Source organism: Thermomicrobiales bacterium (assembly GCA_041390825.1).
In the GTDB taxonomy this organism is placed as follows: domain Bacteria; phylum Chloroflexota; class Chloroflexia; order Thermomicrobiales; family UBA6265; genus JAMLHN01.
The window spans coordinates 1-19384 of sequence record JAWKPF010000050.1; the positions used below are offsets into that span (position 1 = coordinate 1).

Consider the following 19384-nt stretch of genomic DNA (forward strand, 5'->3'; position numbering starts at 1 on the left):
GCTCCCTTCGCACCGAATCTCGATGGTGTTGTTCCCGCTGCCAACCGTGACGACCGAGGTATTGGTCACACTGGCGATGTTGACGACATCGCTCGGGTCGTATCGCCAAATGTTCGCCAATCCGGTGTCAGGGTGGACCTCGAACATGTACGCGGTGCCCGCATCATCGAAGCGGCAACCGACAAAGGCGTACTTGCCGGTGAGATCGCCGGCAATCGCGAAATCGACCTTTACGCTGACATCCGGCAATGGTGGGACGTTGGCAAAGGCCAACAGGTCGCCAGACCATCCTTGCTCCAGGGTCTGAATGATGAACTGGCTGTTCTGGTATCCATAGAGAAAGCGAGCGGGGTCCGGCGAACCACCGAGCAACCCGGTGGCGGATGAATCCATGGTGTCCTGGTAGACCTGACCTTGCGCCGCGATCCCTTGCGCTCCGCCCGCCCATGTGATGATCGATGCAAGGAGCGCTATCACGAGCGCAGTACGAATCATCCGATGCATTGCTTCCACCTTTCCTTCAAACAAATAACGAGAACTCGACTATGAACTTCATGCGCGAGTATACCGGGGAACGATGCTCGCTGAAGAGCGCATGAAGTCCCGTCGAACTGCCTTCGTGTCCCGAAATCGGTGTAGCGTGTTCCCCGCCGCTTCCATGCGATTGTCATCGAATTCCAGACCCGCTACGGAAGCGCCCAGATCTCGAAATCGGTCACGACCGAGGTTCGTCCGGTGACGATATCGGGCACGTTCAGACCAGCGGCCACCCACACGTCGCCGGCGTTCGACGACGGCGAGAGATCGAGAATGGCGACCACAGTGCCGTTGATGGCCAGGTAGCCGGTTTCCCCATCTGCCACGACTTCGATCAGATTCTGCTCGCCCGGCTCAGACTGGAAGCCATGTGCCTTGCCGGTCTGATAGGCCGACTGATCGCCGATGCCGAGGAACCATTCATCTTCTGAGCTGATGACGAGGCGCAACTGATTGTTCCCCTCGACATGCCGGAACCCAAACCCGATGTCGTACGGGGTGCTCATGTCATCCGGATTGGTGAATGTCGCGCGGAAGTAGGAGTTGGTCGTGACGATCTCCGGGTAGATGCCCTGAATCACGCCCACGCCTTCGACCACATCGCCCGTGACCGGACCGTAGATCGGATCGCTGGCAAGCGCCTGATCGCGCAACTCCTCGAATCGATCGACCTGGTCACGATCGACGTACCGATCGCGATCCTCATCGTCCTCGTCATCCTCGTCGTCCGATGTTTCTTCGTCCGCCGTTGCCATTGCCTCGGCCGCCTCGCTCTCGCTGGTTTCCTCTTCTGGCCCGGCGGTGGCGACCTCGATTTCGACCGGTGATTGAGCGACCGATTCCTGGGTCACGATCGTGGTCGGTTCCACAGCAACTGTCGGAGCCGGCGTTTGCGTTGCCGCCTCGGTAGCGGTCGGAAGGGGGGTGGTGGTCGGGGTGGCCGATTCGGCCGCCCGGAAGGCGCCGGATTCCCCACCCGACTGGACGAAACTGCTGTCGGCTTCCTCGGTCGGTGTGGCAGTAGGTGGCGCCGGCGTCGGAGTCTCGGTTGGTGGAACCGGTGTCTCCGTCGGCGGAACCGGTGTCTCCGTCGGCGGAACCGGAGTTGCCGTCGGCGGAACCGGAGTTGCCGTCGGAACGGGTGTATCCGTCGGTGTTGAGGTTGGCGTTTCCGTCGGGACTGGTGTCTCCGTGGGAAGCGGCGTCGGCGTATCCGTCGGTGTTGCCGTCGGCGTATCCGTCGGAGTGTCAGTTGGGGTCGACGTCGGAGTGTCAGTTGGGGTCGACGTCGGCGTTGCCGTCGGCGTATCGGTCGGCGTATTCGTCGGCGTGTCGGTCGGCGTATTCGTCGGCGTCGCCGTTGGCGTATTGGATGGCGTGTTGGTCGCCGTTGCCGTTGCCGTGTTGGTCGGCGTGCTCGTCGCAGTATTGGTCGACGTCGACGTCGGTGTATTGGACGGCGTACTGGTCGCCGTTGCCGTTGCCGTGTTGGTCGGAGTTGATGTTGGTGTATGGGTTGCCGTCGCTGTCGGCGTATAGGTTGCCGTCGCCGTGTTCGTCGGCGTATGGGTATTGGTCGGCGTGTTGGTCGGAGTGAACGTTGCCGTGGCGGTGAAGGTCATCGACGGAGTCGGCGTGATGCTCGGCGTCAACGTGACACTCGGAGTGAATGTGGCGGTCGGGGTCGGGATGATGACCTCGTCGTGTACCCCAAGCAGGTGCAGCGCTTCGTCCCGGCTGCCAAAAAAGACGCCATATTCGGCGACCGCCGGAGATGAGAGGATTTCGTCCGTGTCTTCCCAGCGCCAGAGTTCAGCGCCAGATTCGGCATCGAGGGCCAGCAGGACGCCGCTGTTCGAACCGGCGTAAACGATCCCGTCCACGACAGTGGGTGACGCATAGAAGCCTTGATCGATTGGGAAACTCCAGAGCGGCGTGCCGGTGACAGAATCGAACGCATAGAGGCCCACCGAGCTGCCGGCGAACACACGTCCATCCGCCACAGCGGGAGACGAATTCACAAAGCCGCCCGCGTTCTGGGCCCAGAGCACAGTGCCCGCGGCAGTCTCCTGCGCGATGACGACGCCGTCGATGGTGCCGTAGTAGACGATGCCGCTATCGACCGCGGCGGTGGAGAAGATGGCCGAAGCTCCGGAGGCGGACCAGATCAGCGCGCCACTCGCGGCATCGACGGCATAGAACGAACCGTCCACTCCGCCGATGTAGATGACGCCTCCCGCGAACGTGGGCGAGGCGTAGAAACTCGCATTTCCGGCGTAGGACCAGCGGCGCTCGCCGGTCGCGAAATCGATCGCGTAGAGCGAGTTGTCGTAGCTGGCGATATAGACAATGCCATCGACGACTGCCGGAGAGGCGACGATCATGTCACCGGATTCGAAGCGCCAACGCTCGTCGCCGGTAGCCGCATCGAGCGCATAGAGATTGCCGTCCTCACTTCCGATCAAGACGACGCCATCGACGACTGCCGGGGAGGAATACACCTCGCCCTCGGTGCGGAAGCGCCAGGCGATGTCGCCCGTTTGCACATCGACCGCGTAGACCGAGCCGTCACCACTGCCGAAATAAACCGTGCCATCGACCACCGCGGGCGACGATTCGACATCTCCCCCAGCGTCGAAGCTCCAAATCTCTTCGATCTTGCCGGAGTCGCCGGGGCCCGGACCGTCCGCCCGGCCGTTGCGGCCGGGGTCGTTACGGAACATTTCCGGCGGTTGGGGGACAGGTGAGGCCGCATCAGGAGAGCCAGATTCTGGACTGCCTGCGATCGGCGAACCGGCATCCTGCGCCGCGGCCGCAGCCGGGAGCGCACTCCAGGCCAGCATCGCCACCAGCACAACTGCCATCAGGAGCGAGGCGCCCCGGTTCCACCGAATCGGTCGACGTCCAGCCTGCACGCTTCCCTGCCGATCTACCGTCGAAACCCGCGGCATGCGCACTGCCAGACGGGTGACCGGTCTTCCAATCTCCGAACGTTTCTCGCATTCTCTCACACCACGCAAGTCCAATCACTCGCGCTTGCCAACGTTGTCCTCTGCTGGTGTGTCGGATACCATTGTTCCGTATCGTTCTATCCATGAACCGTCACGGAAAGGATGGGTTCTCATGACGTCGAATGCCGACCGCTTCAAGACAAGCATCGATATTCCCGCTGGCACGCGAGCCGAAATGATCGATCTCTGCAATCAGCAGCTCGCCGACACGGCGGACCTGCAAACACAGATCAAACAGGCGCATTGGAATGTCAAGGGGCCGGAATTCATTGCGCTGCACAAGCTCTACGACGAACTGGCCGAAGAGGTCGAGGGCTATGTCGACGAAATCGCCGAGCGGGTGACGCAGTTGGGTGGCTATGCGATGGGCACTGCCAGAATGGCGGCCGCAAATTCGCGTCTTCCGGAGTTTCCGGTCGATGCCACCGATGGCATGGATACGGTAAAGGCGCTCGTTGCCCGCTACGCCGACTACGCCGCCAGCACCCGCGCCGCTATCGATGAGGCGGACAAGTCGGGCGACAAGGACACCGCCGATCTCTTCACCGAAGTGTCACGCGGGATCGACAAGGGCCTCTGGTTCCTGGAAGCGCACCTCCAGAAGTAGCCAGCTCTCGTACGGAATCCGGGTGATTGCCAGGGGAATGGCCCAGCGTTTCGACGGTGGATTCGCGACGAGCGATCGTGTGCCGTCCCCAGGCGCCCATGCGGATTCCGTATCAATGGGAGAACGAAAAACGCCGCCGGACTCGGGCCCGGCGGCGTGTTCATTCGGTACGCGTTGAAGTTAGTCGCGGTGGCCGTCTATCCGGTCATCCACCGTGCGCTTGCGCCGTCGTTCGGTACGATCTCCCGACACATCGACCAGTGCGTTCACCAGCACCCATGCTGCAATCAACAACACCAGGAACCATGCAACATGGTCGAGCTCACTTGGAGAGAACATGCCCAGCCTTTCCAGCGCGTCGACGAACTTGCCACTGGTTCGAGTCTAGTGATGCTGGCATGGCGGCGGGAGCGCCATCTGGACCCGAAAACGGGCACGTACGTACAGAACGGGGTCCTGCGCGCCGAGATCTGCGCCCTGAGACGGAACCGAAACACCGCATGGCGTCTCGGGACCAGGCGCTCGGCTCTCCAGTCCCTCGCTCAGGCGTCGGGCGGACGCTCGATGAGGGTGAGCTGGACCGTCATCATCTGATCTCCGCGCAGAACATCGACCGACACTGTCTCTCCCGGCTGGTGCATGAAGAGCACTTCGGCGAACGCGTTCTGCTCATTCACAGACACGCCATTGATGGCGATCACGATATCGCCGACTTGCAAACCGGCAGCTTCCGCGGGACCGCCCGATGAAACAACAGAGATGTAGACGCCGTTGTCGACTGGCAGATTGGCCTGGGCGGCAATCTGCCAGTTGATGGTCTGATACGTGATGCCGAAGAACGGATAGATCACGCGTCCATCGGAAATCAGCCGCTGCGCGATGTCCCGCACCTGATTGCCTGGCAGCGCGAAGAAGAGTCCCTGGATCGACTGTCCCCCCTCTTCTGATACACCCAGCGTGTTGACGCCAACCACGTGACCATGCAGATCGAACAACGGTCCACCCGAGTTGCCCGGGTTGATCGCTGCGTCGTGCTGGATCAGGTTGTTGTAGTTGGATTGGGCCAGATCGCGGCCAAGCGCGCTGACGATTCCCTGGGTGACGGTGTTGGTGTAGGTGCCCAACGGTGAACCGATCGCCAGCACAGTTTCGCCGACCTGCAACTCGTCCGAATTGCCAAACGTTGCGAACGTCGGCGCCTCGCCATCGATCCTGACCACGGCAAGATCGCTGATGCGGTCCGAACCCACCAGCGTGGCTGGAAGCCGCTCGCCATTCGAAAGGATGACCTGGAACTCTTGTCCCCCCTCGACGACATGCCAATTGGTGACGACATGTCCTTCGGCGTCGATGATGAACCCGGTGCCCGATCCGACCGGCTGCACTGAGTCGAATCCCTGGAACATCTGCTGATTGATGACCGTCACGACCGACGGTCCCACCTGCTGCACGACCGAGATTGCATCGGTAGGCACGGATTCGTCCTGCGCGGTGGCGGGCGATGGCGCACCCCGCGAGAGCCCCCAGCCAACGAGCAGCCCAATGGCCAGTCCAAGCACGAAGAGCAGACGGAGGGAGCGCATGGGAGTCACCTTTGCACGTGGTCGAATCAGCGTCATGACCTGATTCTACGGCGACCCCGTCCACGACGGCGCGCGCTTCAGCGCTTTTTCAGGCACGGCCACGGTACCGAGCGTGTTTCCCACTACGCAGAACGGCGAGGGCGCAAATACGTGGTATTGCCGATGCGCTGGAGATGGGCTACTCCCTAGTATGAGATCGTGTTCGGTTCAGTTGGACGCCGAACGAGATACATGGTCATTAATGGAGGACATCGTGAACGTAATGGAAGCCAAGGGCACAGTCCGGCAATGGGTAGCCGCCAACGCCGAAACGTGGCCCGGATTTCGCGCGGCGCATCTGGTGGGTGGGATCACCGCGATGCCGGATGACGCGCTCTTTCCAATCACCAAGGACATCGATCTGCATCTGGTCTTCGACAACGAGAGCCCAATGGTCCAGCAACATGGACCGATCTCGAACATTCTGGAAGCGCACGTGGACGGATTGGCGATCGAAGCAGGACTCAAACCAGTTAGCGAGTACGTGAGCCCGGAAGCGGTTCTCGGGAATCCGGAACTGGCCTTTCACTTCACCGTGGAATCGTCGATCTATGACCCGGACGGCTGGCTTTCCGACTTGAGCCGCCAGGTCATTCCGCGCTACGCCGACCGCGAATGGGTGGACGCCCGGTTTGCGCATGAGGTTTTGGGCCAACAGCGGGCATTCGGATTGCGTCCATTGGCACAGGAGCTGCTGGGGCCATCGGGCGAGCTTTCCATGCTCGGCTATAGCAGCACTTTCCTGGCGGGCGCGTTCTCCGTGGCGGCATTGCGCTCGCCGAAGATGGGCGGCCGGGTGTTCGTGACCGTCCGCGAGTACCTCGCGGAGTACGGGCGGCTCGATCTGCAGGAACGTCTGCTGGCGATCTTCGGGCTCGATCGCTTGTCGCTTCCCGAATCGGTCGAGTTGCTGGAGGAAACCGGTTGGTTCTTCGACCTGGCATTGGAGCGGAAACAGAAACCCCACCCCTTCGATCACAAGCTGCATGCGCATCTGCGGCCATACCTGGTGGATTCCTGCCAGCGCATGATCGACGAGGGGTTCCATCGCGAGTCGGCGGCCTGGATGCTACCGTTCCATCTGGCAGCCACCGACATTCTGTCGATCGACGGCACAGAGACCGAAAGACGCTGGGCCGCGCAACGACAGGCGCGTTTCCTGGTAGAGCGCCGTTTCGATACGGACGAGATGCGCGATGCGCGGTTCGGCGAAATGGCGCAGCTTTCAGACGAGATCTTCGCGTTGTGCACGGAAATGATCGCGCGCAATCCGGCCATTCGGCAGCCGGAGCTCGCCATGCGGTAGCTCGAGGAAATCGCGCCGTGCTCGAAGCCGAACCCGAGGTCACCGTTCAGATCGCCGGCATCGACGATGCGCCGTTGGTGCGCGCGTTGATGCTGGCCGGGTTCGCCCAATTCAGGGACACGCTCGATCCGCCGTCGAGCGCGTTCTGGGAAAGCGACGAGGATGTGGCCGCGGCCATCGCGCGTGGAGGCGCGGCAATCGCCTGGATTGGAGAGACGCCGGTCGGATCGGTGCGTTTCGAACCGCAGGGCGCCTGGCTCTACCTTGGGCGGCTGGCCGTGATTCCCGAAGCGCGCCGACGCGGAGTAGCGCGCGCGTTGATGCTGGCGGTCGAAGCAGAAGCGCCCCGGTTTGGAGTAGGCGAGATTCGGCTGTCCATGCGGGAAGCGCTCCCTGGCAATCGGGCGCTCTTCGAGCAGCTCGGATATGTGGTCATCAGCGTCGACCCGCATCCGCGCAACCCAGCGCAGAACTCGCTCCGCATGCGGAAACGCTTGCCTATTTCTTCTCCGTCACCACCACCGTCTGCGACATGAACGGATGCGGTATGCAGAAGACCGGATAGGTGCCCGGTTTGTCGAAGGTGAAGGAAAAGGATTTTCCCGGCTCGATATACGGCGATGCGAAGAGCTGGTCTTCCACCTTGGCTTTGTGCGTGACCGTGTGGGAGACGACATCGCGATTCTCCCAGATCACCGTGGTGCCAGCCTCGATGTCGATCTCGGGCGGTGTGAACTTCAGCGAAACAATCGTCGAGACAAACGTCGACCCGCTCGCGGCCGGGGAAGCCGCTGGGCTGGCCACAGGCGTCGCGTCTGCCATACCCGCAGCCGGCCCGGCTGAAGTGGGAGTAGCAGTTGCATCATGTGCAGCGGCACGCTGAAGACCGAGCGACCCTACGAGCGCGCTCATCCCGAGCGCCAGCAACCGGCGACGATCGACTTGCACGTGTTGGCACTCCATGCGCACTCCCTGGCGACTCGAATCGGCGGCATCTCGAGGATTGCCGCGCGGATTCTACGCTCATTGCTGGGAATTCGCATGGAGTGCGGCCCGCGCTTCGCTTACTCGCTGAATCGGTCGTAGCTGACCAGTTCGGAAAGCGGCTTTCGACCGCCGGATTTCGACCGCGCGCCGCGGACGGGATGTCCGATGGCCACCATCGAGCGAGCGGTGAGCTCAGTCGGGATACCAAGCAGTTCCTTGGCCGCGGCCTGCTGGTCCGCATCGCCAAACCAGGCAGTACCGGCGCCGAGCCCAAGCATCCGCGCAGCAATCATGAGGCGCTCGGTCACACGACCCTCGTCGAATGCTCCGCTGATATCTCCCTTGGCCGAGATGACCAGCGCGATCGCGAGCGGCGCCTGCGCGGCCCACTTGATTGATTCTCCGCGGACCGAAGCGACCTTCGCCAGCAGATCCTTGTCCCGGATCACGATGAAGTGCCATGGTTGCGTGTTCTGGGAACTCCCGGTCCACTGCGCAACTTCGAGCAGCTGCTGCAATTGTTCTTCGGTCACCGGTTCGGCGGTGAACTGCCGCGATTGGCGGACTTTGCGCAGTTCTTCGATGGATGCCGTCATACGTCTCCCAATTCGTCGATAGCGAGTCCTGGGCCCAAGACGCTCACGTCCGTCTCCGGCCCCTGGACTCTGAACCCGGAACTCCGGACTCCGGACTCCGGACTATGGGCTCTGAACCTTCGCCCTACATCGATTCGTAGCTGACGATCTCGCTCAGTGGCTTGCGGCCGACGTAGTTGCGGCCGGGAAGCTGATTGGCATCCTTGTCCACGTACCCCAGCGCGACCATCGAATGCATGGTGCGTTCCGCCGGCACACCGAGCATGCGCTTGGCAGCGGCTTCTTCCGCTTCACCCAGGAACCAGGCGGTGCCCGCGCCAAGCCCGAGCAGCTTCGCGCCGATGGCCAGTCGTTCGAAGATCCGTCCTTCGTCGAATGATTCCAGCACCGTGTCGTGCCCATCGAAGACGAGCGCGATGGCGACCGGCACATTGGCCAGCCAATCGATATTGGGACGCAGCGCCGCCAGCTTGCCCAATGTCTGCTTGTCCTGCACGACGATGAAATGCCACGGTTGGGTGTTGCGGGCGCTGCCGGTCCACTGCGCGACCTCGAGCAGGGTATCGAGATCCTGCTTCGAGACAGGCTTGTCGAGATAGATGCGCGTCTGGCGCACCTTGTTCATTGCGTCGATCGTGGCGGAACTACCCAATGTGCTTCTCCTTCGGATATCGACCATTTGCTCACCCATCGTAAGCGACTTTGGCGCCGCGTGACAGGTTTACCGCTCGTGCTACGCTGCCGCGGCTTCGCATCGAAGGTCGTTGGTTCGCCGCGCGGGGGTCGCAGATCGGTGGCAGTTCGGTATCTCTTCCTGGATGAATCGGGTGACCTTGTGTTTGCACCCAAGGGCACTCGATTTTTCACCGTCACCTCGATCGCAATAGAGGCGTGTGAGGTTGGCAGCGATCTCCTCGAGCTCCGACGAACGCTTGCACGCGAGGAAGTGGATCTTTTCGATCAGTTTCACGCCACAGAGGATGCTCAGTCCGTACGAGACCGTGTCTTCGAAGCTATCGGAAATCATCGATTCCGGCTCGATGTCACGATCCTCGAAAAGTCCAGGACCGATGCCCATCTGGTCATCGACCCCGATCGTCTCTATCGCCTCGCCATCTATTCCCACCTTCGACACGCGATTCCTGCCGTTTTCCAGCCAGGAGATGACGGACTGGTCGTCTGCGCCGCCCTGGGCACAAAACGGCAAATGGCGGCGCACCTCCACCATTTGCGCTACGTCGTCCGCGAGGTGACTCCGCCAGACCTCAAAGTGGGATCGGCGCTCTGGAGAGCCGCGGCCGAGCCATGCCTACAAGTAGCTGACTACTGTTGCTGGGCAATCCACCGAAAATGGGAGCGCAACGACACCCGCTCATACGACCTGATTTCAGATCGCATCGAATCGGAGTTTCTCTTGTTCGGGCCGACTGAGGAATAGGTTCTCGAAGGAGAGAGGGGAGGCCAGCTATCTGAGCTTGTAACTCAGAAGCGCCCAGGGGCACTTGTCACTGGCCAGTGCAACCATCGTGATCTTAGCATATTCGCTTTGGATATTCGGCTCGCGTGCCCCACGAGCAGTTCCTTTCCGTCGACTAGAATCGATGCTGCATGACCGGAATTCGCTCCGGTCTCCAGAGAGTCACGGTTTCACGAGGATCGCCCAGCCCATGGCCGAATTCCGGCATCCCCTTTCCTTCGGCGTCGTCATCGCCCAGCATCAATACACCTGGCCTGAGCTGGTTTCCCAATGGAAGCTGGCAGAGGAGCTTGGCTTCGATTCGATCTGGCTCTTCGACCATTTCATGGCGCTCTATGCCGATCCGGACGGTCCGTGCCTCGAGACGTCCACCCTCCTCTCTGCGCTGGCGTTGGAGACGAACCGCGCCAGGATCGGCGTGCTGGTCTACGGCAACACACACCGGCATCCGTCAGTGCTGGCCAAAGAGATCGTGACCGTCGACCACATCAGCAAGGGACGCGCGATTCTGGGTATTGGCGCAGGGTGGAATGAGCGAGAGCACCGCGCATACGGGATCCCCTTCCCGTCCGCCGGCGACCGGGTGGACATGCTCGACGAAGCGCTCCAGATCATGGAATCGCTCTTCACCGAAACACGCACAACCTTCCATGGCCAGCATTACGATCTGGTGGATGCGCCCTTTGCCCCCAAGCCGGTGCAGCAGAAGCTGCCGGTGCTCATCGGTGGCAAACGCCCACGCATGCTCAAGGTCATCGCCCGTCACGCCGATCTCTGGGATACCGGCAACGATCCGGAAGGCATCCGGGAAGGGCTGGCGCAGATCCAGGCGCATTGCCGGGAGATCGGCCGCGATCCCGGCGAGATCGCGGTTTCTTCCAGTTTCGGCGCAGACCGGCTGGAACACGGCGACAGTTTCGAAGACCTCATCCGCACCTATCGCGCCGCCGGCACCAGCCAGTTTCTCTTCGACTTCCCCCTGGGAGGAGAAGGACTGGAATCGGCCAAGCGCCTGGCCACCGATGTCATGCCGCGCTTGCGTGACGAACTCGCCTGAACGCTGGAAGGACACCAATCCGCGACATGGACTCGCAAACGACTACCAACGACCGCCCGATCGAGCTCGTTACCTTCGATCTTTATGACACGTTGATCGAATTGCATCCCAAACGCTGGGAGCGCTTGCAGCGCGCGCTTCGCCGCATCGGCATCGAGTCCGATCTGGAAGCCCTGCGCCAATCCGATCTCATCGCCGAGGACTACTTCACGATCGTCAATGGAGCAATTCCGATTCGCGACCGGCCACCCGCCGACCGTGAGCGGATCCGGCTCGCATATATGAACGTCTGGCTGGAAGCCGCCGGCATCCCGCACGATGAGCTGGTGGTGCGCGAAGCGCGGCAACACTACCTGGCCGAATACGAAACGCCAGCGGTCGAGGATTCTCCCTTCGGCGGGTATCTCGTGTTCCGTGATGTGATGGACGCCACCTCCCGCTTGCGCGAGGCTGGCATCAAGACAGCCATCATCTCCAATGCCGATAGCGATGTCACCGCTCTCTGCCGGCATCTCGAGTTTGCCGAAGGCATGGATCTCATCGTGACCTCGGCGTTGATCGGCTATGAAAAGCCGCATATCAACACCTTCCGGGCGGCATTCGAACCGCTCGGCGTCGACCCCGCGAACACGCTGCACATTGGCGACCAGCCGAAGTCTGACGTGGTCGGGGCGCTGAATGCGGGGATGCGCGCGGCGCTGATCGATCGCTACGAACGCCACGATCCGTCCCTGCATGACGTTCCTATCTTCGTCGGACTCGATGCGCTGGTCGATCATGTGTTGGCGATCAACGAACAGGCGGCGGTGGCGTCGTGACCGTGATCGAGCTGCTCTCGGTCAATGTGGCGCTCCCAGGCTATCTCTGCGAACGGCATGGCCAGATGATCGAAAGCGGGATTCGCAAGCGCCCCATTTCGACCGAAACCGTAACCGTCTCCGAGGTCAATATCGACGGTGACGGCCAGGGCGACCTGGTGGCTCATGGCGGTCCAGAAAAGGCCGTCTACGGCTACCCCTCCGAGCATTGGCCACGCTGGACCGAGGAGATGAGCCCGGCGCTTCCCTACGGCCCGGGATCGTTCGGGGAAAACCTGAGTCTGAAGGGGATACTGGAGGACGAGGCCTGCATCGGCGATATCTGGCGTTGGGGCGATGTGCGGCTGCAAATCTGCCAACCGCGCTACCCCTGTTACAAGCTCGCCGAGGTGCTCCAGCGGCCGAACGTGGTCAAAGCCATGGTCGATAATGGCCGCACTGGCTGGTACTTTCGCGTGCTCACCCCCGGGACGGCGCCCAACGGCGGAACGCTCGAACTGGAAGCGCGCGATCCAGCCGCAGTCACCGTGGCGCTGGCCCATGCCGCCCGGCTTCCCGGAGCGGACCGCGCGCTGATCGAACGCGTTGCCGCGGTGGATGCGCTGTCGAAGGTCGTCAAGCAGTCGCTGGCCGAAGCGCTGTCATCCTGACCAGAACGCGAGCAATCCGACGACTCGTTCGGCACACACCTGGCGCTACCGTTTCCTTGCCGCATCGTCCATGAGAGAATGAAGCCCTCGAACCACGTACACGGAGGTGAGCGGCGATGACGGATTTCATGCGAAGGATGCTGGCGGTCGTCATCGTGCTCGCGGCGGTTGTGCCTGGGCTCGCAGTGACCGCCGCGCCGGCGATGGCGCAGTCGGGATTGGATGGCGCGGCATGTTGGCCGCAAGGGGCGCTGACCGGGGTCTCCGGCGGCCAGATGACCTGGTCGCAGGCGCCGGCAACCATCATCGATCCGGCGCAGTCGTATCAGGCGTCGATGGAAACCACCGCGGGCGCTATCCTGATCCAGCTCGACCCGGTCAACGCGCCGATCGCAACCAACAACTTCATCTGCCTGGCGCTCGCCGGCTACTACACCGGCACCGATTTTCACCGCATTTTCGCCGGATATCTCATCCAGGGCGGCGATCCGAGCGGCTCTGGCGCCGGCAACCCCGGCTACTACATTCCCTCCGATCCCACCGTGGGCCAATATCCTGTTGGCTCTGTGGCGATGGCCAACGCCGTTCCGAACCAGAATGGCTCCCAGTTCTTCATTGCCGCGACCGACCTGACCGACCAGATCCCTGCCGAGTATCCGGTCTTCGGACAAGTCATCGGCGGAATGGAAGTGGTCACGGCGATCTCACAAGGCGCCGTGCAAGCGCAACCGGACGGTGAGCAATCGAAACCGGTCGATCCGGCGATGGTGCTGAGCGTCACGATTCAGACCGGCGCGGGAACAACCAGCCAGGTCGGCCCCGTCATTGCGGCGGCGACGCAGACACCAGCAACGGCCGCTCCGCCACCTCCGGCGCCACCCACTGCTACCCCGCCGCAACCATCCGCGTCCACCGATGCGCAGGGGCGTCCAGGCAGCTCGACCAACACAACGACCGTGACCGGCACGACGCCTACGGGGGACACCGGTTGCGCTGGTCTGGACGATTACAAAGCCGCATTCGAGGAGAGCTATACCACCGCGGCTATTGCCAATCCGGAGGCGCTTGCCGTTCTCCTCGAAGCGCAAAGCAACCCGGAAACCCAGAGTCTCTTCGAGGACCTCACTCCAGAAGAAGCGACCGCGCTCAGCGGGTTCTACGGCTCGCTTGCCGATTCGGTCGCGGCTATCACGCCGCCCGCGTTCGCGGCAGAGTGGCACATGGTGCAGATCGAGATCTTCCGCGCGTTGAGTGAGTTCACCGCGAACATCGCGTCACAGGGCTTGATGCTTGCCTCGATGCAGGCGTCGACCACCATGAACGATCTGCTGGAGCGCAGCGACGCTGCCGCGATCGCAGCCGAGGCGATCTGTCCGGGATTTGCCGCCTGGGCCGCGGGCGAAGAGGTCGAGTGATCCTCCTTCCCCTGAATGGCTCCGATCTGGGAGAATCGGCGCGATGAAATAAGCGGTTTTCATAGGAGAGGAATCGAACAGATGCTAAGACGATTGCTGATGACCGGAATCGCCCTGATGGCGATGCTTGCCGGATCGATCATCCTGCCGGGGAACGCAGCGCCTGGAGAGGCATTGGCGCAAACCGATGATTGCACTGGTTTGCAGGCATGGTCGCAAGCCTACCTGGCGGAAGAGCAGCGCTATTTCGACGAGCTGGCCGCAGTCGTCGACATCAGCGATCTGCGCGCCCTGGCCACGGCCACCCCGCAACAACTCAACCAGATCGTCGAGCTGATCGAAACGCATCTCAAGAACATGGACAAGATCGACGCGCCCGCGTTCGCCGCGAACTGGCAACGCGCCAATATGGAGTCGCTCGATCTTGCCCAGGCGCTCTTTGCCGACGGAGCGTTGAACGGGATCTTCACCATCCTCGTCGATTACTACGACCAGTCGCTTCGCTCCGACCAGGAGATCGCCCAGGCGCGGCTCGACGCCACGGTGGCGTGCGCCGACTTCGACACGTTTGCCACCCAGGTAGACATGATCGATGGCGAACTGGACGACCCGGTGCCCGGGTTCGCATCCTGGTCGAGCTGCGAGGGACTGGACGAACTGGGTATTGCCATCGATCGGGCCAACCTGCAAGCGCTGGTCGAAGTCCCGGCGGCGCTCACCCCGCTGGCCGAATTCGGAGGAGACTGGGATGTCGATCCCTCGATCCAATGGAACCAGTTGCAATTCATGAGCCTGGCCGACTACTACGAAGCGGTGTCGCGCATTCTGGACCAGACGCCGGCGCCGGAATATGCGCAAGCGTGGTTCCAGAGCCTGATCGCCTTCAACCGCGCGGTTGGGGAGATCATTCGCACTGGGTACGAGCACGGCGGCATCATGGCGGCCAGCACCGCGAATTCCGACATGCTGGCGGAGGTGACCGCTGCCAACGAGGCCGCCATCCAACAGGGTCAACAGGGGTGCATGACCTTCCTGGACTTCGTCGAATACTACGGCTAGTCGTTCGGGGACGGGCATCGGCGGTCGAACCGTTGCGTCGAGGCAGGAATGGCAACAGCGAAACGATTCGACGATGTGCCCATGCAGAACACGCTCGACGACGTGCCGCCGATCTCGGCCGAGGAGATTCGCGGCCGGCAACAGCGCGCGCGTGAGAAAGCCTCGGCCGCGGGATTGGACGGGTTGCTGGTGGTTGGCCGCTCGTTCTATGACCGGCCCGGCGACCTGGCGTACCTAAGCGGGCACTTTCCTCCCTTCCCCACCACGGTCTTTTCCGAAGGGAACCGGGGCATGGGGCACGCGATGCTGCTCTTGCCGGTGGTTGGCGAACCCGTCTTGCTGACCGACGCGCGCAAACACCGCCCCGATCTGGTGGTGGTCGACGATGTGCGCGCCGCTGGCGATCTGGGACTTGGGCTGATCGATCTCCTGAAAGAGACCTATCTGGAAGACGCCAATATCGGCCTGGTGGGCGATGACATTCTGCCGGCCGCGATCGACCGGCAATTGCTGCGCGAGCTACCCGGGTTGACGCTCGATCCGGAGCCGAACATCGTCGCCGAGATGCGCGCCATCAAGAGTCCGGGCGAACTCGACCTGCTGCGCCGGGCGGCACGCTGCGCCGATGCCGCGTTGATGACCGCCAATGCCATGATTCGGCGTGGCGGTGTGACCGAGCGCGAAGTTTGCGCCGAGGCAATCGCCGCGGCTATGCGCGCCGGGGCCGATTTCGTGCGCTATTTCCGGGTGCACTCTGGTCCGTGGTCGGCGTTCGGCTCTCGCTGGCCACAGGCCATGGACCGGCGCATCGAACCGGGAGAGATCGTGGCGTTGGACGCCATCGGCGCCTACCAGGGCTATGGGTTCGACGTGAACCGCACGACGGTTTGCGGCGACGCGAGCGCCGAAACCCGCCGCCTGCTGGAAACCACCCTCGAAGCGACCAACGCGGCGGTGGAGCAGATTCGTCCAGGAGTGGCGGTTTCGACCGTGGTGGACGCCGCGGTCGAGGTCATGCAGCGCGGCCGGTATGGCGATTACTTCGCTGGCATGATGGGCCACGGCATCGGGCTGGAGACGGTCGAGCTTCCTTATCTCAAGGTCGGTGAACCCACCGTACTCGAACCGAACATGGTCCTGTGTGTGGAACCCGGCCTGTTCATTCCCGAAGTCGCGGGCGCCGCCATCGAACAGGAAGTGGTGGTCCACGCCATCGGACCGAGCGAGATCATTACCCCCACCCCACCGAACCTCTGGGAGTGGGACTGAAACAGGCACCGGCGTACAGGGTCCGGTGTCCAGCGCACGCGGAGGCACTGAATTCGGCCCGCTCGGTTCATTCGACACTGGACCCTGGACCGTCACCTGCCAGGAAGGAGCGCATCCAATGATCCATATCGATGGCGAACGGTTGAACGCGTCGTTGCAGGAGCTGGCACGGATCGGGGCGACCGATGGCGGCGGCGTGACGCGCCTGACGCTTTCCGACGAGGACAAGGCGGCCCGCGATCTGCTGGCGCGCTGGATGACCGAGGCCGGGCTGACTGTGCGGATCGACGATCTGGGCAACATGTCGGGGATTCGTCCCGGCATCGAGGATGCGCCGCCGGTGTACATGGGTTCGCATATCGACACCGTCGTGCGCGGGGGACGATACGACGGCGCGCTCGGGGTGATGGGCGCCCTGGAAGTGATCCGCACGCTCAACGATCACAACGTTCAGACCCGCCTGCCGGTGGCGCTGGTGAACTGGACGAACGAGGAAGGCGTGCGCTTCGAACCGGCCACGCTCTGTTCCGGCGCGGTCGCGGGAGCGTTTACGCGCGACTTTGCCTATGGCATCCGCGACCGCAACGGACTCATCTTCGGAGAGGAACTGCAACGCATCGGTTACAAAGGTGACGAGTCTCTGCGCCCGTTACCTGCCAGCGCATACCTGGAACTGCACATCGAGCAAGGGCCAGTGCTGGAATCGGTCGGCAAACCCGTAGGGGTTGTCGGCGGCATCGTTGGGATCATTTGGAGCGAGGTCGTGGTCACCGGGCAATCGGACCATGCCGGCCCCTCGCCCATGCCACTCCGCAAGGACGCGCTGATGGCCGCGTCCACCATGATCTCCTCGATCGAGCGGCTCGCCCTCGACCGGGACGATATCACGGTGGCGACCGTCGGCCGGATCAGGGTGGAACCAGACACCATCAACACGATTCCGGGGAGAGCCGTCTTCAGTGTCGATTTCCGGCATCCGGACGGCGAGACGATCGACTCTCTCTCCCGCGAGCTCGGCAAGCTGGGTGAGACTGTCGCCCGCAACCGGGGAGTCGACATCACCGTCGAGCGAATCTGGACCAGTGATCCCACCCCGTTCGATCCAACCGTGATCGCCGCAATTCGCACCGGCTGTGAATCGCTCGGGCTCCCGTACGAAGAGCTTTGGTCGGGGGCGGGGCACGACGCCAAACACCTGGCCGATCTGGTTCCCACGGGCATGATCTTCGTCCGCAGCGCAGGCGGCGTCAGCCACGCGGAGATCGAGTATTCGACACCGGAAGACATCACCGCCGGCGGCGACGTCCTGCTGCAGGCGGCACTCGCGCTGGCGGGATAGTTTCGGAGGCCTGAGCTTAATGGTCCGAGACCTGCGACAGAGGAAGCGCTGGTAACGCCGCGCGCTTCAGTCGACGGTGCGACCCGTTCCCATCGTCCACGGACCAACCGTACTCCACCCGACGCAGCGCCTGTTGCGCACGACACCACTTCGATGCGAGTGGATCCCTATCGTCGAGACAGGCGAACTTCGCCGGAAATGCCTTCCGGAGCAATCCGGGTAACGACAAGGAGACGACGATGGGCAATCACTACGCTTCCGGTGTGAAAGGGAACATCCACGTGGAACTGGCGCGTCCCTGGTGGTGGGACCTGATCGTAGGTCCACCCTCTTCCGACCAGATCCATCTCTATGTGCAGACGCTCTGCGAGCGCTATCCGTGGCTTTGTCAGGACACGCTTCCCGTCGACTGGGACAAGTTCCCACCAGACCCGCGCGAGCTCACCACGCTGGTAACGGTGGCGGGGTTGATCGGTATCGATGGCTACCCGAACCCCGATGGCACCGGACCGGATCCCGATGGACCGATCGGCCCGATCATGCACGATCTGCTGGTCTCGCTCGTTGCTGGGCAGTTGGCCATGGGAATGGCCGATCGCGAACTGGCGACCAATCTGCAGATGGTCGCCGGAAAAACGGCCCAATTCAGCGCACGCCGGCTCCAGGAGGTTTCCGGCTAAGCGAACCGCGACAACGCATCGTGCCCACGACGCGGGCCGGACGGGAGCATTCCCGTCCGGCCCGTGGCATGCAACGAGGTCGAGTTACGCAGCCGGGGTGGCGATGCCGTCGAAGCGGACCAGCATACCGGCCGGGGCATCCGGCGCGGAAATGATGGAGTTGGTGACGACGAAGAGGTTGCCCGACTCCTGGTGGAACGCAATCCCATGCGGGAAGAAGAGGCCCTCCACGACTGGGGTCACGGTGCCATCCGCGTCGACGCGGAAGACGTTGCCCGGCGCCGGCATTTCGCCGCTAAAGTCCGCCGTCAACTGCGTGACGTAGAGCGCGCCATCCGGTCCGTATGTCGCATCGACGATCATCGACAGTTGCACATCGCGAACCGTGTAGGTGCCGTCGGCCTGATAGTCCAGGATCGAGGGTCCATTCCACGACTCGGAAAGGAGCACCACGGTGATGGTGCCGTCCGGCGCAATGGCAACGCTGGTCGGGACGGGCTGCCGCGGCCCAGGCTGCATCGCTTCCTCCTCGGCCGTTGGCGTGGCGCCGGTCAGATCGGTCAGATTCGGCACCACCGCGAAGAGCGAGAACTCGCCGGTGTCCGGGGCAACCTGGTAAATGGTGTTGCCGCCTGCGTCCGCGACGTAGATGACGCCGTCCTGGCTGATCCCGAGCCCGTAGAGATTCGGGTTGATATCGGTGCCGTCCGGGTTGTTGGCCTCCTCGTAGGGACCGAGCTCGGCGACAAGCCGTGTCTCCTGGGTGTTGATATCGATTGCGCTGACGGTGTTCTCCGACGGCAGCGGCAGCATGCCGCTCCCAACCGAGCTCCCACCGGTGGAGACGTAGACCGACTGATCGTAATAGTCGATCCCAACGCCGCCAATCGCGGTCGTGAGGACGATCTGCGTGCCGTCCGGCGCGATCGCGGAGATCTGCGGCGGCACGATCGG

Annotated in this window: 20 protein-coding genes; 12 read left to right on the forward strand and 8 right to left on the reverse strand. The window is 62.6% G+C overall.

The window, feature by feature from the left end:
* A partial coding sequence (locus R2855_18650; GenBank protein MEZ4533019.1) for a hypothetical protein occupies nucleotides 1-495 on the reverse strand: 495 nt, incomplete at its 3' end.
* Between the two features lie 191 nt (nucleotides 496-686).
* Nucleotides 687-3488, reverse strand: a complete 2802-nt coding sequence (locus R2855_18655; protein MEZ4533020.1) for a PQQ-binding-like beta-propeller repeat protein — start codon at nucleotides 3486-3488, stop codon at nucleotides 687-689.
* A 172-nt stretch (nucleotides 3489-3660) separates the two neighbouring features.
* On the opposite strand from R2855_18655, the gene dps reads away from it, so the two are divergent.
* The gene (dps, locus tag R2855_18660; protein MEZ4533021.1) at nucleotides 3661-4155 is read left to right on the forward strand and encodes a DNA starvation/stationary phase protection protein Dps; all 495 of its coding nucleotides are present in this window, start codon (nucleotides 3661-3663) and stop codon (nucleotides 4153-4155) included.
* A gap of 180 nt (nucleotides 4156-4335) precedes the next feature.
* On the opposite strand, the gene R2855_18665 is transcribed toward dps, so the two are convergent.
* Both R2855_18665 and R2855_18670 read right to left on the reverse strand, forming a co-directional pair.
* Entirely contained in the window at nucleotides 4336-4494 is a 159-nt protein-coding gene (locus R2855_18665) for a hypothetical protein (GenBank protein ID MEZ4533022.1), read from the reverse strand.
* Nucleotides 4495-4697: 203 nt separating this feature from the next.
* Entirely contained in the window at nucleotides 4698-5738 is a 1041-nt protein-coding gene (locus R2855_18670) for a trypsin-like peptidase domain-containing protein (protein MEZ4533023.1), read from the reverse strand.
* A 253-nt stretch (nucleotides 5739-5991) separates the two neighbouring features.
* On the opposite strand from R2855_18670, the gene R2855_18675 reads away from it, so the two are divergent.
* Both R2855_18675 and R2855_18680 read left to right on the forward strand, forming a co-directional pair.
* Complete coding sequence (locus R2855_18675; GenBank protein ID MEZ4533024.1) at nucleotides 5992-7083, forward strand: hypothetical protein; 1092 nt, start codon at nucleotides 5992-5994, stop codon at nucleotides 7081-7083.
* A 17-nt stretch (nucleotides 7084-7100) separates the two neighbouring features.
* Nucleotides 7101-7619 (forward strand): GNAT family N-acetyltransferase, encoded by a 519-nt coding sequence (locus R2855_18680; GenBank protein MEZ4533025.1) that lies wholly within the window; start codon nucleotides 7101-7103, stop codon nucleotides 7617-7619.
* Here the strand turns inward: R2855_18680 and R2855_18685 are convergent.
* The 3 genes from R2855_18685 to R2855_18695 all read right to left on the reverse strand — a co-directional run bounded on the left by R2855_18685 (nucleotide 7582) and on the right by R2855_18695 (nucleotide 9318).
* Nucleotides 7582-8031 (reverse strand): plastocyanin/azurin family copper-binding protein, encoded by a 450-nt coding sequence (locus R2855_18685; protein ID MEZ4533026.1) that lies wholly within the window; start codon nucleotides 8029-8031, stop codon nucleotides 7582-7584. The two genes, R2855_18680 and R2855_18685, sit on opposite strands and share 38 nt — an antisense overlap.
* Before the next feature lie 116 nt (nucleotides 8032-8147).
* Complete coding sequence (locus tag R2855_18690) at nucleotides 8148-8666, reverse strand: nitroreductase family protein (GenBank protein ID MEZ4533027.1); 519 nt, start codon at nucleotides 8664-8666, stop codon at nucleotides 8148-8150.
* 124 nt (nucleotides 8667-8790) lie between these two features.
* Nucleotides 8791-9318: a nitroreductase family protein gene (locus tag R2855_18695; GenBank protein MEZ4533028.1), complete on the reverse strand. Its 528-nt coding sequence runs from the start codon at nucleotides 9316-9318 to the stop codon at nucleotides 8791-8793.
* Nucleotides 9319-9459: 141 nt separating this feature from the next.
* On the opposite strand from R2855_18695, the gene R2855_18700 reads away from it, so the two are divergent.
* The 9 genes from R2855_18700 to R2855_18740 all read left to right on the forward strand — a co-directional run bounded on the left by R2855_18700 (nucleotide 9460) and on the right by R2855_18740 (nucleotide 18430).
* Nucleotides 9460-10104, forward strand: a complete 645-nt coding sequence (locus R2855_18700; GenBank protein MEZ4533029.1) for a DUF3800 domain-containing protein — start codon at nucleotides 9460-9462, stop codon at nucleotides 10102-10104.
* Between the two features lie 229 nt (nucleotides 10105-10333).
* Complete coding sequence (locus tag R2855_18705; GenBank protein MEZ4533030.1) at nucleotides 10334-11200, forward strand: LLM class flavin-dependent oxidoreductase; 867 nt, start codon at nucleotides 10334-10336, stop codon at nucleotides 11198-11200.
* 26 nt (nucleotides 11201-11226) lie between these two features.
* A complete protein-coding gene (locus tag R2855_18710; protein ID MEZ4533031.1) occupies nucleotides 11227-12018 on the forward strand; it encodes an HAD family hydrolase in 792 nt (263 codons plus the stop codon).
* Complete coding sequence (locus R2855_18715) at nucleotides 12015-12668, forward strand: MOSC domain-containing protein (protein MEZ4533032.1); 654 nt, start codon at nucleotides 12015-12017, stop codon at nucleotides 12666-12668. The genes R2855_18710 and R2855_18715 overlap by 4 nt, the downstream gene beginning before the upstream one ends.
* 116 nt (nucleotides 12669-12784) lie before the next feature.
* Nucleotides 12785-14083, forward strand: a complete 1299-nt coding sequence (locus R2855_18720) for a peptidylprolyl isomerase (GenBank protein ID MEZ4533033.1) — start codon at nucleotides 12785-12787, stop codon at nucleotides 14081-14083.
* Nucleotides 14084-14164: 81 nt separating this feature from the next.
* Nucleotides 14165-15142 carry a hypothetical protein gene (locus tag R2855_18725; protein ID MEZ4533034.1) on the forward strand — a complete coding sequence of 326 codons (978 nt, stop codon included), beginning with the start codon at nucleotides 14165-14167 and terminating at the stop codon, nucleotides 15140-15142.
* A 48-nt stretch (nucleotides 15143-15190) separates the two neighbouring features.
* Complete coding sequence (locus R2855_18730) at nucleotides 15191-16411, forward strand: Xaa-Pro peptidase family protein (GenBank protein ID MEZ4533035.1); 1221 nt, start codon at nucleotides 15191-15193, stop codon at nucleotides 16409-16411.
* Between the two features lie 118 nt (nucleotides 16412-16529).
* A complete protein-coding gene (locus tag R2855_18735) occupies nucleotides 16530-17750 on the forward strand; it encodes a Zn-dependent hydrolase (protein MEZ4533036.1) in 1221 nt (406 codons plus the stop codon).
* A gap of 239 nt (nucleotides 17751-17989) precedes the next feature.
* Complete coding sequence (locus R2855_18740) at nucleotides 17990-18430, forward strand: hypothetical protein (GenBank protein MEZ4533037.1); 441 nt, start codon at nucleotides 17990-17992, stop codon at nucleotides 18428-18430.
* 84 nt (nucleotides 18431-18514) lie between these two features.
* On the opposite strand, the gene R2855_18745 is transcribed toward R2855_18740, so the two are convergent.
* Nucleotides 18515-19384 (reverse strand): ScyD/ScyE family protein (locus R2855_18745; protein ID MEZ4533038.1); only part of this gene is annotated, 870 nt, incomplete at its 5' end.

What these genes read in the sequence shown, in the direction of transcription:
- R2855_18655 (MEZ4533020.1), bottom strand. Translation starts at nt 3,488, where the DNA reads ATGCCGCGGGTTTCGACGGTAGATCGGCAGGGAAGCGTGCAGGCTGGA.
- dps (MEZ4533021.1), top strand. Translation starts at nt 3,661, where the DNA reads ATGACGTCGAATGCCGACCGCTTCAAGACAAGCATCGATATTCCCGCT.
- R2855_18665 (MEZ4533022.1), bottom strand. Translation starts at nt 4,494, where the DNA reads ATGTTCTCTCCAAGTGAGCTCGACCATGTTGCATGGTTCCTGGTGTTG.
- R2855_18670 (MEZ4533023.1), bottom strand. Translation starts at nt 5,738, where the DNA reads ATGCGCTCCCTCCGTCTGCTCTTCGTGCTTGGACTGGCCATTGGGCTG.
- R2855_18690 (MEZ4533027.1), bottom strand. Translation starts at nt 8,666, where the DNA reads ATGACGGCATCCATCGAAGAACTGCGCAAAGTCCGCCAATCGCGGCAG.
- R2855_18705 (MEZ4533030.1), top strand. Translation starts at nt 10,334, where the DNA reads ATGGCCGAATTCCGGCATCCCCTTTCCTTCGGCGTCGTCATCGCCCAG.
- R2855_18710 (MEZ4533031.1), top strand. Translation starts at nt 11,227, where the DNA reads ATGGACTCGCAAACGACTACCAACGACCGCCCGATCGAGCTCGTTACC.
- R2855_18720 (MEZ4533033.1), top strand. Translation starts at nt 12,785, where the DNA reads ATGACGGATTTCATGCGAAGGATGCTGGCGGTCGTCATCGTGCTCGCG.
- R2855_18725 (MEZ4533034.1), top strand. Translation starts at nt 14,165, where the DNA reads ATGCTAAGACGATTGCTGATGACCGGAATCGCCCTGATGGCGATGCTT.
- R2855_18730 (MEZ4533035.1), top strand. Translation starts at nt 15,191, where the DNA reads ATGGCAACAGCGAAACGATTCGACGATGTGCCCATGCAGAACACGCTC.
- R2855_18735 (MEZ4533036.1), top strand. Translation starts at nt 16,530, where the DNA reads ATGATCCATATCGATGGCGAACGGTTGAACGCGTCGTTGCAGGAGCTG.
- R2855_18740 (MEZ4533037.1), top strand. Translation starts at nt 17,990, where the DNA reads ATGGGCAATCACTACGCTTCCGGTGTGAAAGGGAACATCCACGTGGAA.